The following is a 14,148-nucleotide window of genomic DNA, read 5'->3' as shown; positions in this document are numbered from 1 at the left end:
TCGGCAGCTCCTACAGTGGGGTGTTGTCTGCTGGATGGGTAAAAAAAGCCCCGCGACCGAATGGGGCGCGGGGCAAAGAATTGGTTGGTTGCGGCCAACCAAAGGAGCTCTGTATTGCTCGGGGCGGCGTTCTGACGACAATGCGTTAAATCAGGTGCCCAACGGCGCCCTCGGGTTTTTCGCGAGCATGCTCGCTCCTACAACCGTCTCTGGTTGCCAGCCGCCACCGAGGGCCTTGTAGATCGCGACAATGCCGCGATACAGGTCGACTTCGGCCTGGGCCTGGGTGTCTTCGGCCGCCAGGCGTTCACGCTGGGCATCGAGCAGCACGAGGAAGTCGGCGGTGCCCTCGCGGTAGCGAATCTCGGCGAGGTCGGCGGCAGAACGGCTCGATTCGCTCTGGCGAATCAGCGAAATCAGTCGCTGCTGGCGCTTGCCATAGTCGCTGAAGGCGTTTTCCGATTCTTCCAGGGCCAGCAACACCTGCTGCTCGTAGGTCGCCAGGGCGCCTTCGGCATCGGCGTCGGCGCCGCGTATGCGGGCCTTTACACTGCCCAGGTCAAACGCCGCCCAGGTGATGCTCGGGCCCAGTGCCCAGGCGTTGGCCGCCGAGGAGCCGATCTGCGAGCCACGTCCGGCGGTCCAGCCGAGGAAGCCGCTGAGGCTCACCCGTGGAAACAGGTCAGCCTTAGCCACGCCGATACGCGCCGTGGCCGACGCCAGTTTGCGCTCGGCACTGAGGATGTCCGGACGGCGTTGCAGCAGTTCGGCGGGATCGCCAATCGGCAGGGCCTTGGCAATCGCCGGCAAGTCTTTGGGGCTCAGGTCCACGGCCAACTTGTCCGGACGCTGGCCGAGCAGGGTGGCGATGCGGTTTTTCTGTCGCACCTGCTCGGCCTGCAACTGCGGCACACTGGCTTCGACCGAAGCCAGGCGCGCATCGGCACGTTCCACATCGAGCTGGTCGCCGACGCCGGCATCCCGCAGGCTGATGGTGATCTTGCGCGACTCTTGCTGGTTGTTCAGGTTGGCCAGGGCAATTTTTTCCCGCAGTTGTGCACCGCGAAGCTGGCCATAGGCGTCCACCAGTTCGGCAATCATGGTCACTTGCAGCTGGTACAGATCAGCCTCGAGTGCCTGTTGCTCGGCATTCGCCGATTCCAGGTTGCGCTGGATGCGGCCAAACAGGTCGATCTCCCAGGCCATGTCCAGCCCCAGGTCATAGCGTTCGCTGTTGACACGGTCGGTGGTCTCGCCAGGAATCTGCCCTTTGCCCAAGTCACTGCTGACCCGGCTGGTGATGGTCGGCATGGCGTCATTGCTGACGTCATCGCGGATCGCCCGGGCCGCTTTCCAGCGAGCGAAGGCGACACGCAGGTCACGGTTGCCCTTGAGGGACTCGGTCACCAACTGGTTGAGGGTCGGGTCTTCGAACTGCTGCCACCAGATGCCTTCGAACCGCGAACGGTCGAAGTTCTTCTGGCCGGCTGCGCCCTGCGTGGCCGCGGTGATGTTGGCAGGCTCGGTGGCGGGGGACTTGTAGTCCGGGCCGACCGCACAGGCGCTCAGCGCCAGTACCAACAGGCTCGGCAGAAAGGCTTTCAGACTCATTAATGCGACTCCAGTTGCGATTGCACTTTCAAGACCTTGGCCGCTTTGCGCGCTTGACCACGTTCGACGAAGTTGCGGATCAGTACGTAGAACACCGGGGTCAGCAGCAGGCCGAAAAAGGTCACCCCGAGCATCCCGGAGAACACGGCCACACCCATGGCGTGACGCATCTCGGCACCGGCGCCGCTGGAGAACACCAGGGGTACCACACCCATGATGAACGCAAAGGAGGTCATCAGGATTGGCCGCAGACGCAGGCGGCAGGCTTCAAGCACCGCAGCCAGCGGATTCATGCCTTCGAGCTGTTTATCCTTGGCAAACTCGACGATCAGGATCGCGTTCTTACAGGCCAGTCCCACCAGTACGATCAAGCCGATCTGGGTGAAGATGTTGTTGTCGCCTCCCGAAGCAATAACACCGGTAATGGCTGACAGCAGGGTCATCGGTACGATCAGGATCACCGCCAGTGGCAGGCTCCAGCTTTCGTATTGAGCCGCCAGTACCAGGAACGCCAGCAGTACGCAGAGCGGGAACACGAACAGGGCGGTGTTGCCGGACAGGATCTGCTGGTAAGTCAGGTCGGTCCATTCGTAGGTCATGCCGTTGGGCAGTTCTTCCTTGAGCAGTTTTTCGATGGCTTTTTCCGCCTGGCCGGAGCTGTAGCCCGGGGCTGCGGCACCGTTGATTTCAGCGGTGATGAAGCCGTTGTAGTGCATCACGCGATCGGGGCCCGAGGTGTCGCTGACCTTGATGAAGGTCGCCAGCGGGATCATTTCGCCCTTGTTGTTGCGCACCTTGAGTTGGCCGATCTGGTCGGATTCGAGGCGGAACTGTTGTTCGGCCTGGACGTTGACCTGATAGGTTCGACCAAAGCGGTTGAAGTCGTTGGCATACAGCGAACCCAGGTAGATCTGCAGGGTGTCGAAGATGTCGCTGACGGCCACGCCGTGGGTCTTGGCTTTCTCCCGGTCGATGGCGGCATCGACCTGGGGCACGTTCACCGTGTAGCTGGTGAACAACCCGGCCAGTTCCGGAACGTTGTGGCTCTTGGCGATGATGTTCATGGTTTCCTTGTACAGCTCTTCGTAGCCCAGGTTGCCCCGGTCTTCGATCTGCAGGCGGAAACCGCCGATGGTGCCCAGGCCTTGTACCGGTGGCGGCGGGAAGATCGCCATGTAGGCTTCCTGGATCCCGGCGAACTGCCCGTTCAAGGCACCGGCAATCGCACCGGCGGACATGCTCGGATCTTTGCGCTCATCGAACGGCTTGAGGGTCACGAACACGATGCCGGCGTTCGGGCTGTTGGTGAAACCGTTGATCGACAGGCCAGGGAAGGCCACCGCACTTTCCACGCCAGGCTGTTTCAGGGCCATGTCGGACATGCGCTTGATCACGTCTTCGGTGCGGTCCAGGCTCGCCGCATCCGGCAATTGCGCGAACGCCACCAGGTATTGCTTGTCCTGGCCGGGTACGAAACCGGTCGGGGTACTGGAAAAACCGAAGAACGTCAGCACCATCAGGCCGGCGTACAGCAGCAGGGCGATGCCGCTTGAACGAATCACGCGGGCAACGGTGCCGACATAACCATGGCTGGCTTTTTCAAAGAAACGGTTGAACGGACGGAACAACCAGCCGCCGAACAGCTTGTCCAGGACCTTGGAAAAACGGTCTTTCGGCGCGTCATGGCCCTTGAGCAACACAGCGGCCAGGGCGGGCGACAGGGTCAGGGAGTTGAAGGCCGAGATTACCGTCGAAATCGCGATGGTCAGGGCGAACTGCTTGTAGAACTGGCCGGTCAAGCCGGAGATGAACGCTGCCGGAACAAACACCGCACACAGCACCAGCGCCGTGGCAATGATGGGGCCGGTCACTTCACGCATGGCGCGCTTGGTGGCTTCGACCGGGGTCAGCCCGAGCTCGATATTACGCTCGACGTTTTCCACCACCACGATCGCATCGTCCACCACGATACCGATCGCCAGCACCAGGCCAAACAGCGACAGCGCGTTCAACGAGAAACCGAACAGATGCATCACGGCAAAGGTACCGATCAGCGATACCGGCACCGCCACCAGTGGAATGATCGAGGCGCGCCAGGTCTGCAGGAACAGGATCACCACCAGCACCACGAGGATCAGCGCTTCGAACAGGGTGTGGACCACCGCCTCGATGGAGCCGCGTACGAAGATCGTCGGGTCATAAACGATGCTGAAATCCATGCCTTGCGGGAAGTTCTTCTTCAGTTCGGCCATTTTCGCCCGAACTTCGTTGGAGATCTCGATCGCGTTGGAACCCGGGCGCTGGAAGATCGGGATCGCCACCGCCGGCTGGTTGTTCAGCAGCGAGCGCAGGGCGTATTGGCTGGAGCCCAGTTCAACCCGCGCGATATCTTTGAGGCGAGTGATTTCACCATCGTCGCCAGAGCGAATGATGATGTTCTCGAACTCTTCCTCACTGACCAGGCGGCCCTGTGTGTTGACCGACAACTGGAAGCTTTGCGCATTCGGTGCAGGCGGCGCACCCAAGGCACCGGCAGCCACCTGGCGGTTCTGCTCACGGATGGCGGTGACCACGTCGGTGGCGGTCAGGTTGCGCGAAGCGGTCTTGTTCGGATCGAGCCACACGCGCAGCGAATAGTCGCCCATGCCGAACAGCTGCACATCACCGACACCGCCCAGGCGCGCCAGCTCATCCTTGATATTGAGGATTGCGTAGTTGGACAGGTACAGCATGTCGTAGCGTTTGTCCGGCGAGGTCAAGTGCACGACCATCGTCAGGTCGGGCGATGCCTTGTCCACGGTAATACCGATGCGCGTCACTTCCTCGGGAAGTTTCGGCTCGGTGCGGGTCACGCGGTTCTGCACCTGCACCTGGGCGTTGTCCAAGTCCGTGCCCAGGGCGAAGGTGATGGTCAGGGTGATCTTGCCGTCGGCAGTCGACTGCGAGGACATGTACAGCATGTTCTCGACGCCGGTGATCGCTTGCTCCAGGGGAGCGGCCACGGTTTCACCGATGACTTTGGGGTTGGCACCCGGGAAGTTGGCACGGACCACAACGGTCGGTGGCACCACTTCCGGGTATTCGCTGATCGGCAGCTGGAACAGCGAGATGGCACCGGCGATCAGGATCAGCAGCGACAGCACCGCGGCGAAGATCGGCCGTGAAATGAAAAATTGGGAAAAATTCATCGGAGTCGTTATCCCTTAACCGCGTGGGGTCGCAGCAGCCACTTTCACAACCGCACCCGGCGCAACCCTGGCAGGGGCGACTTGTGGCAGGTTGCTGGCTTCCAGCGCTTGTCGTTGTTGGGCCAGGGCCGCGAGGGTTTGCTCGCTGGCCATCGGGATCACTTCAGGAGTGACCGGCGACCCCGGGCGTACCCGCTGCAAGCCCTTGACGATGATGGTGTCGCCCGTGTTCAGGCCGTTACGCACGATGCGCAAGCCTTCGATTTTCGGCCCCAGCTCCACGGCGCGATAAGCCGTGTTGTTGTCGGCATCCATCACCAGTACGAACTTCTTGCCCAGGTCCGTGCCCACGGCCTCATCGTTGATCAACATGGCGTTGTAGGTGCCGCTGCCCACCAGTTTCAGGCGAGCGTAAAGGCCCGGCGTGTAACTGCCGTCGCTGTTGTCGAACACGGCGCGACCACGGATGGTGCCGGTTTTCGGGTTGACCTGGTTGTCGACGAAGTTCATCTGGCCCAGGTGCGGATTGCCGTCTTCATTGGACAGGCCCATGTACACCGGGGTGGTGGCGCCGCGTTTGCCCTGGCGGGCGAGCTGGGTGTACTTGAGGAACACGCGCTCGTCGGCATCGAAGTAGGCGTAGACCTTGTCGGTAGAAACCACGCTGGTCAGCGGGGTGGTGTCCGCTGTCACCAGGTTGCCGGCGGTGATTTGCGCACGGCTGACGCGACCGCTGATAGGGGCGGTGACGCGGGTGAAGCTCAGGTTCAATTTGGCCAGATCAAGCTGCGCTTGCAGGGCACCGACCGCGGCGCGAGCCTCTTGGGCTGCACTGGTGCGCGAATCGGCCAGCTCGGCGGAAATCGCATTGCTGGTGCGCAGGCGTTCGCCACGCTGGGCTTCGTTTTCGCTGCGGGTGGCATTGGCGCGGGCCTGGGCCACCAAGGCCTCGAGGCGACGGACTTCGGCCTGGAACGGACGCGGATCGATCTGGAACAGCAGGTCGCCTTTCTTGACCAAGGCGCCTTCAGTGAACGTCACTTCATCGATCTGGCCCGATACCCGTGGACGAATCTCTACGGTTTCCGGCGCTTCAAGGCGCCCCGTGAATTCATCCCATTCGTTGACCGGTTGCTCAAGCACCTTGGCCACGCTGACCTTGGCCGCGGAAGGGGTAGCGGCAGTCTCTGGCGTCTTGCCGCAAGCGCTCATCACCACTACGGCCAACACGGCCAACGGCAAGCGCAAATGTTTGAGTGACTGTTCCATGGATGCATCCGCCAATGTATTTAAGATTTGGCGAATGATGCTCGGCAGGGTTGTATCGCACGAATCGAATGGGGCGAAGGTAACTATCATTCGGAATGATAGGAGAGAGCCGGCCAGCTCTCTAGCCTGCACCTTGCGTCAAGCGGTGATCAACCCGGTTGATGGCAATTGTGTGTTTCCAGATTGGCAATGGTCTGCTTTGGATCGAGTCGCGGCCATTCGCGAGCAGGCTCGCTCCCACATTAGATTTAAGCAATGCCGTGGGAGCGAGCCTGCTCGCGAAGAGTCTATCAGCCTCGATACATCAATCGGATCAGGCCAGACTATCCGGATCCCCAAAAAACATCTGAATGCGCGATCTCAACCAACGCTCCCCCGGATCATTGTCCTGGGAACCACGCCACGCCATGTGCAATTCAAAGCTGCGCACCGGCAGCGGTGGATCTTCAGCTCGCACCCCCCCAGCCGCCGTCAGCGCATCGGCCGTATAGTCAGGCACGGTGGCCACAATGTCGGTGCCGCTCAACAGTGTGCCCAGCCCGTTGAATTGCGGCACTGCCAGCACCACATGACGTTTGCGCCCGAGCTTTTCCAGTTCTTCGTCGATAAAGCCGCTCAGGTCACCGGCGAACGACACCAGTGCATGGGGGCGCGCGCAGAAGTCGTCCAGGCTCAAGGGCCCGGGCACGGTGTCGGCGCGCAGCAGTTTTGGCGAGCTGCGGCGCAATACTTTGCGCTTGGCATTGGCTGGCAGGTCCGTGGTGTAGCTGACGCCAATGGAGATTTCTCCGGAGGCCAGCAAATTGGGCATCAATATGTAGTTGACCCGTCGCACCACCAGCACGATCCCCGGCGATTCGGCGCGCAGGCGCTTGAGCAGCATGGGCAGCAGGGCGAACTCGACGTCGTCCGACAGCCCGATGCGAAATACTGCGGTGCTGGTAGCGGGGTCGAATTCGGCGGCACGGCTGACGGCGGTGGAAATCGAATCCAGGGCCGGGGAGAGCAGGGCGAAGATCTCGACCGCGCGTGCGGACGGCTCCATGCTGCGGCCGGTGCGCACGAACAACGGGTCGTCGAACAGCCCGCGCAAGCGCGAGAGCGCCGCACTGATGGCGGGCTGGCCGAGGAACAGCTTCTCCGCGGCGCGGGTCACACTGCGTTCGTGCATCAGGGTTTCGAACACGATCAACAGGTTCAGGTCGACACGACGCAGGTCATTACGATTCATCTTGAGTCCTGGCAGAGTCAGCAAACTTGACGTGAGCGGCCATATGGGAACAATGGCCAGCAGGAATATTACGGGGAAAGGCTGGTACTCTGCACCGAGTAATTCAATTTTCCCACACCGGCTGCTCTGGTTTCCTACGACATTTGTCGAGGTTGCTGCAGCTGCGGAATCAATGACAGGCATGTCGACTATTAATAGCCACTGATAGTGTTGGGTTAAAAGCCCAGCTAGAGTTCAAGGCATTAGAGGTTCAATTGGCGAGGTTTGCGATGTCCCGCACGATCCGTTTTCACAAGTTTGGTCCAGCCGAGGTGCTCAAATGCGAAGAGCATGCGGCGACTCTGCCTGCTCCGGGCGAAGTGCAGGTGCGCGTCGAAGCCATTGGCATCAGCTGGTATGACACCCTCTGGCGCCAGAACCTGGCGTCATCCCACGCTCGCCTGCCTGCCGGTATCGGCCAGGAAATGGCCGGTGTCGTTACAGCCGTCGGTGAGGGTGTCGATGACCTGGAGGTCGGTGACAAGGTTGCCAGTTTCCCGGCCCAAAGCCCCAACGATTATCCGGTCTACGGCGAACTGATCGTTCTGCCGCGTTCGTCGGTAACGCGTTACCCGGACGTGCTCAGCCCGATCGAAGCCAGCGTGCATTACACGCCGCTGTTGATTGCCTATTTTGGCTATGTCGACCTGGCGCGGGTCAAGCCCGGGCAATTCGCCCTGGTCACGGACGCCAGCCACTGCGCCGGCCCTTCGTTCGTGCAACTGGGCAAAGCCTTGGGCGTACGAGTGATCGCCGCGACCAAAACTGCGGAGGAGCGTGAATACCTGCTGTCGCTGGGTGCCGAGAAAGTCATCGTCACCGAGGAAGAAGACCTGTTGATGCGGATCAACAAGATCACCGACAACCGCGGTGTGGACGTGGTGTTCGATGGTTTGGGTGGCCCGCAGATGTCGTTGCTCGGCGATGTCCTGGCGCCCCGCGGCAGCCTGGTGCTGTACGGCCTGCAGGGCGGTAACCAGACACCGTTCCCGGCGTGTGCGGCGTTCCAGAAGAACATTCAGTTCTTCGTGCACTGCATCGGCAATTTCACCGGCAAGCCGGAACTGGGCATCATTCAGGACCAGGTCGCGCTGCAACGTGCCTTGCGTGACATCAACCAACTGACCGCCGATCGCGTGCTGCTGCCGCTCAAGACCCGGGTTTTCCCATTCGCCGAGTTTGTCGAAGCGCACCGCTACATGGACGAATGCCCATGCCGCGAAAGGGTTGCGCTGCAAGTCGAACCTGCTTGACCCCTGCAATAGAGTCCGTGCCTGCACGGACTCTTGCGTTTTTAGCGCTTTGCCTCCCCACATGAGACGTTCCACCGGCCTGTAGGTGGATCGGTTCAGCAACTGAACCGGTTTTTGCTCTCGATCTGTAGCTTCTAATCAACATCCAAGTACTGATAATTGCATGATTACTTTCATCTCAAGGAATGAGTCATGGCCAGGTATCTTGCCGACACTTTTCAGTGCGCGTCGTTGACGCATGTTCGACAACTAGTGATTTTCTGCGTGGTCGGCACATTATTACGAGAAGCTACTTTCCTCATTTTTTGTATTAAATGTCTGTGGGACGCTGTCGGAAATTTCCTAGGATCCCGAAGGCAATCGCAACAAACCCCCGCCAAACTGCTGTACGCCAGTCCTTGCAGGCCCGCCCGGCCTGTAGCGATCAATTATTTCAAATGATGACAAAAAACTTTATTGTTAGCATTTGGTAATAAAGTTCAGTAATTAATCTCCCTTCGGGCATTCCTTGCGCTATGCGTGAAGTTGTTTGCGTTGTGTCGAACTTTTGAATATCAGGTAAATAGAAATGAGCCATATCCATGATCAGGCGATGAATAATGTCTATCAACAAGTGCTGCAACGCTTGTTGAGTTTTTTTTCACGCGCCGAGCGCACGGCGTTGCAGTTGTTGATCCAGCGCCTGGCTGTGGCTGCCGGAGGAATGGATCGGATTGGTGACTACAAGGTATTGGCGGTCCAGTGCGGATCGCGCGACAGTTGCTACACCCTGGCACTGCTGCGTGCCGCACAGTTGACAATCGCCACCCGGGCGCCCACGACATTCAAGCTGCGGTTGGCGACCCTGCGGCTCAATGGCATGAGCCAGCTGGCGCTGGATAACATCCATCGTAGCTACAACGCCTTGTTCGTCTACGACGATCCCCGGGTCGATGTTCTGATGGTTGATAACAGGGAAGTGCTGGCGTTCGATCACCGCGCGCCGGTCTCGCGCGCCGCACGTGAATCCAACCGCATGAACCTGTTGCTGATCGGCCATCGTGGCGTCGTGGACGGACCGCTTGAGCTGTGGGACGACAGTTATTTGGCCACTGGCGAGTTCCATGGTCAGATCGCCCGCTGGAACAATGGCGTCGATGCCTTGGTCAGTGGCGATCCACCGCGCCAGCAGAAGCGGTTCATCGAAGGGCTCAAGCGCGCGGCCGCCAAGGCTGGCCTGGCGACGTCGAACCGTCACGAGGCGGATTACGGCGGGTTGTTCATGTTGCTTGATGAGTTTGGCAGCGACTGTTACCAGGCTTTTTATGAGGGCTACGGCCAGGAAGCCTGGCGTCCGGCAGAACAGTTTGAGGCCTGCCGTCGCACGACCTACATCGATATCCACGACGTGCTGGTCAGCCAGCTTGAAGAGCGTTGGCCGCTACTGACTGAGTTTCTCGGGTATCAGCCCGATGAACTGGCAGCTCAACTTGGCGAAAATCAATATGTCAGCGTGGCGGTCTCGGCGCACTTGCGGGGTTTGCAATCCTGCTTCGTCCAGGGCAGCACGTATTTGGCAGGTGTAACACACTACCTGCAGCGCGCCTTGGTGATGATGCGGCGTAACCAGCTATCGGAGCGCTTATGTGAACGGGCGGACAGCGCGTATGGCAACCCCTGCAAGCTGGCTGGCCAGCGCGCACTGATCGCCGACGAGGCTTATCAGAGCTTTGGCCTGAACGAGGCGCAATGGGTGTGCCTGCTGTTTGCGCCTTTTATCGGGCAGGGTGCGTCACTGGAGCGATTTCTGCGCCAGTGTCACCCAGGCATGCTCGTGGCCATGCCTGAATTACATCGTGCCATGCAGGGGCATCCGGTCGCGGAGCAGATCCTGCAGTGGATAGTCGATGTCAGCGGCCTGCCTGTCAGCCTGGTCGGCAATTTGTATCGCATGCAACCGTTGGTGCAGCAGGCCAAGTCGATGAGCCCGCCCGACAGCCATGTATCGGAACCCGAGCAGGCAAGCGACGAGGCGTCGGTGACCGGTGAACGGTCGACAGGGCGTTGAGCGTGCGCATGTTGCCGAACTCTTCGAGTGAGCGTGACCGCTACCACCACGCAAGCGATCCCCTGCCATGAAAGGACAACGAGAAACCGATTTCGCCTATCAGTCGGTCTACCGATACTTGACCTGCCTGATCAGCGAGCTCGTGAGCGATAGCCGGGTACGTCTGCCATCCTTGCGTGAACTGTCCGAGCGCCTGAGCGTTTCGATCTCGACCATCCAGTATGCCTATGCGCTACTGGAAAAGGAGGGGCGGGTGTATTCGGTGGCCAAGTCCGGTTACTACGCGTTGCCGGTTGCCCCCGCCAGCACGCTCTACGATGGCAGCGACTTGCTCGAGAGTGTGTATGTCAACGCCCGTCTGCCCACCATGCTGGTCCTGAGTGCGGATGAGCCGGCCTTGCTGCAACCGCTCGACAGCCCATTGTTGCTGCTGGAAAGGGAACTGCTGCGACAATACCCGCGCCAGCCACAGCCGTGTGCGCAGCCCTGTGGTGAACTGGAGCTGCGTACCGCATTGGCGGCGCGCTATACCACCTCTGCGGTGCGCTGCTGGCATGCCGATGATGTCTACATTGGCGCCGACCTTCGCGGCGTGCTGGAAATCCTCATCGTCGTGCTGGCGCTCAAGGATGCCGCGGTGGTCGTCGAGTCGCCCTGTGACTGGGCGATACTGCGCTTGTTCCAGGCAGCCGGTGTGAAGGTGATCGAATGGCCGTTGCTGGGCGACGGTAGCCTGGACGACAAGTGCCTTCGGGACCTGCTGGAAGCCGAGCCGGTACGACTGGTGGTGGTGTCGTCAGGGCTGAACATGCCCCGAGGCAGCAGGGCACCCGATGAGAACCGGCAAGTGATCGCGACCTTGCTGGAGCGGCATGGCAGTTGGGTGCTGGAAAACGATTGTTATGGCGAACTCGGGTTTGAGCCCGATCAGCGGCGATTTCGCGATCTGTTGGCCCCGGAGCGCTTGATGGTGTTTTCCACGTTCGAAAAGATCATCGGCCCGGAAGCCCCTTATGGTTACCTGCTCTCGCGCCATATGAGCAGCGAGCTGCAACGGCAATTCCTGTTGCGCGCCTTTCGCTTGTCGCCGATTCGCCAGAAAGCCATCGCCCGCTTGTACAGCAACGGTCGCATCGATCAACACCTGCAGGTGCTGCGCCGACGCCTCAAGGACGGCAAGGAGCAAATGGCCCGGATGCTCCAGGAGCGCCTGGGCGACGCGCTGCAGTTCGTCGAGCCCCAGGGCGGGGCGACGATCTGGCTGCGTTCGTTGCGCCAGGTCGATATGAGCCGGGTGTTCCAGCGGTTGCTCAGGCAACAGGTGGTCGTTGCGCCCGGCGAGTTGTTCAGTCTGCAAGGCCTGCATGGGCAACACTTGCGCTTGAGCCACGGCTTTGGTAGCGACCAGGAACTGGCCGCCGTGCTGGGCTTGTTGGGGGATGCCTTGCGCCTCGAAGCCGTTGATTGAGCCGTTGCAAAATGATGCCAATGGAACGATTCCATCGAGCACTGGACAAACTGCATCGCGCTAAGGTCAAACTGCCAGTAAACTCCGCTTCTACACCTGAACTCTATTCCAGAGGTATTGCATGACACTCAGTCCTTTTGCGGGCAAACCGGCACCGGCAGAATTGTTGGTAGACATCCCGCGACTGGTCACGGCCTATTACACCGGCCAACCCGACGCCGCCATTTCGACCCAGCGGGTGGCCTTCGGTACGTCCGGGCACCGAGGCAGCTCGTTCGACTTGAGTTTCAACGAATGGCACGTCCTGGCGATCAGCCAGGCCATTTGCCTGTATCGCGAGGCCCAGGGTATCAATGGCCCTTTGTTCGTCGGCATCGACACCCACGCATTGTCCACGCCGGCGGGTGCCAGTGCCCTGGAAGTGCTGGCGGCCAATGGCGTGACGGTGATGATCGCCGAGGGTGACGAATACACGCCGACCCCAGCGGTTTCCCATGCAATCCTGTGCTACAACCGCGGCCGTACCTCTGGCCTGGCGGATGGCATCGTCATCACCCCATCCCACAATCCGCCGCAAAGCGGGGGCTACAAATACAACCCGACCAATGGCGGCCCGGCCGATACCCACATCACCAAGTGGATCGAAGCCAAGGCCAACGAACTGTTGGCGAACAAGCTCGCCGGGGTCAAGCGCATCAGCTACGAGCAGGCGCTGAAGGCCAGCACCACCCATCGCCACGACTACCTCAACACCTATGTCGCCGACCTTGTCAATGTGATCGATTTCGACGCCATTCGTGATGCCAAGCTACGCCTGGGCGTTGACCCGCTGGGTGGTGCAGGCGTGCGCTACTGGTCGGCGATTGCCGAGCATTATCGCCTGGACCTGGACGTGGTGAACCGGCAGGTCGACTCGACTTTCCGCTTCATGACCGTCGATTGGGACGGCCAGATTCGCATGGACCCATCGTCCAGCCACGCGATGCAGGGGCTGATTGGCCTCAAAGAGCGCTTCGACGTGGCCTTCGCCTGCGACCCGGATCACGACCGTCATGGCATCGTGACTCCCTCGGGCGGCCTGCTGGCGCCGAACAGCTACCTGGCCGTGTCGATCGATTATCTGTTCCAGAACCGTCCGCACTGGCGAGCCGATGCCGCGGTGGGTAAAACCGTGGTCAGCAGCGGCTTGATCGACCGTGTGGCCAAACGCCTGGGACGCCGCCTGTACGAAGTGCCTGTGGGCTTCAAGTGGTTTGCCGATGGCCTGTTCGACGGTTCGCTGGGCTTTGGTGGCGAAGAAAGCGCGGGGGCTTCGTTCCTGCGCAAGGACGGCACCGTCTGGTGCACGGACAAGGACGGGCTGATCCCGGCCTTGCTGGCGGCTGAAATGACCGCTCGTACCGGTCGCGACCCAAGCCAGGCCTACCGGGCCCTGACCGATGAACTGGGCGAGCCGTTCTCGGTACGGGTGGATGCCAAGGCCAACCCGGAACAAAAGGCCCTGTTGAGCAAGCTGTCACCGGATCAGGTCACCTCGACTGCACTGGCGGGTGAACCGATCCAGAGCATTCTCAGCCATGCGCCGGGTAACGACCAGGCCATTGGCGGCCTTAAGGTCATGACCGAAAATGGCTGGTTCGCGGCGCGCCCGTCGGGGACCGAGGATATCTACAAGATCTACGCGGAAAGCTTCATCAGCGACGACCACCTCAAGCAGTTGGTGGCTGAGGCCCAGACCCTCGTAGATGGCGCTATTAGTGCGAAATGATTGATGGCGGTCTTCGCGGGCGTCACGTGTCTGTAGGAGCGAGCGGGGGGCGATCCGACTTGCCCGCGAAGAAGGCAGCATGAACACCGATGTACTCCAGCCAAATAAAAAAGGGCGACCTTCCACGGTCGCCCTTTTTTTTGTTCGTGCTTCGTCCTGAATAAGGTTTACACCTTCTGGCTTCTTATCAGGAAGGTGCAATGGATACGGGCACAAAACGCAGTCAACGAGATTACACACTGACTTTTAAATTGTCGGTCGTCGATCAAGTCGA

The 14,148-nt window shown here is 60.3% G+C and carries 8 protein-coding genes; 4 read left to right on the top strand and 4 right to left on the bottom strand.

Annotation, left to right across the window (positions count from 1 at the left end):
• Nucleotides 1-150: 150 nt before the first annotated feature.
• From CGA21_RS14830 to CGA21_RS14815, 4 genes are all read right to left on the bottom strand, one after another.
• The gene (locus tag CGA21_RS14830; protein WP_110747416.1) at nt 151-1,611 is read right to left on the bottom strand and encodes an efflux transporter outer membrane subunit; all 1,461 of its coding nucleotides are present in this window, start codon (nt 1,609-1,611) and stop codon (nt 151-153) included.
• Nucleotides 1,611-4,799: an efflux RND transporter permease subunit gene (locus CGA21_RS14825; protein WP_110747413.1), complete on the bottom strand. Its 3,189-nt coding sequence runs from the start codon at nt 4,797-4,799 to the stop codon at nt 1,611-1,613. The genes CGA21_RS14830 and CGA21_RS14825 overlap by 1 nt, the downstream gene beginning before the upstream one ends.
• A gap of 15 nt (nt 4,800-4,814) precedes the next feature.
• Entirely contained in the window at nt 4,815-6,068 is a 1,254-nt protein-coding gene (gene mexE, locus CGA21_RS14820; RefSeq protein ID WP_020797110.1) for a multidrug efflux RND transporter periplasmic adaptor subunit MexE, read from the bottom strand.
• 313 nt (nt 6,069-6,381) lie between these two features.
• On the bottom strand, nt 6,382-7,299 hold the full coding sequence (locus CGA21_RS14815; protein ID WP_020797109.1) for a LysR family transcriptional regulator: 918 nt from the start codon (nt 7,297-7,299) through the stop codon (nt 6,382-6,384).
• 269 nt (nt 7,300-7,568) lie between these two features.
• Here CGA21_RS14815 and CGA21_RS14810 point away from each other — a divergent pair, with 269 nt between their 5' ends.
• The 4 genes from CGA21_RS14810 to pgm all read left to right on the top strand — a co-directional run bounded on the left by CGA21_RS14810 (nt 7,569) and on the right by pgm (nt 13,874).
• Nucleotides 7,569-8,591 (top strand): zinc-dependent alcohol dehydrogenase family protein, encoded by a 1,023-nt coding sequence (locus tag CGA21_RS14810; protein WP_110747410.1) that lies wholly within the window; start codon nt 7,569-7,571, stop codon nt 8,589-8,591.
• Between the two features lie 568 nt (nt 8,592-9,159).
• Entirely contained in the window at nt 9,160-10,638 is a 1,479-nt protein-coding gene (locus CGA21_RS14805) for a hypothetical protein (RefSeq protein WP_188264483.1), read from the top strand.
• Nucleotides 10,639-10,705: 67 nt separating this feature from the next.
• Entirely contained in the window at nt 10,706-12,106 is a 1,401-nt protein-coding gene (locus CGA21_RS14800) for a PLP-dependent aminotransferase family protein (RefSeq protein WP_188264482.1), read from the top strand.
• A gap of 121 nt (nt 12,107-12,227) precedes the next feature.
• Nucleotides 12,228-13,874 carry a phosphoglucomutase (alpha-D-glucose-1,6-bisphosphate-dependent) gene (gene pgm, locus CGA21_RS14795; RefSeq protein ID WP_188264481.1) on the top strand — a complete coding sequence of 549 codons (1,647 nt, stop codon included), beginning with the start codon at nt 12,228-12,230 and terminating at the stop codon, nt 13,872-13,874.
• The last annotated feature ends 274 nt before the right edge of the window (nt 13,875-14,148 follow it).

Origin of the sequence: Pseudomonas sp. PSB11 (assembly GCF_014596605.1) — a bacterium.
Taxonomy (GTDB): Bacteria; Pseudomonadota; Gammaproteobacteria; order Pseudomonadales; family Pseudomonadaceae; genus Aquipseudomonas; species Aquipseudomonas umsongensis.
The sequence above is the reverse complement of the archived record's forward strand: the minus strand, read 5'-3'. Positions and strand labels throughout refer to the sequence as shown.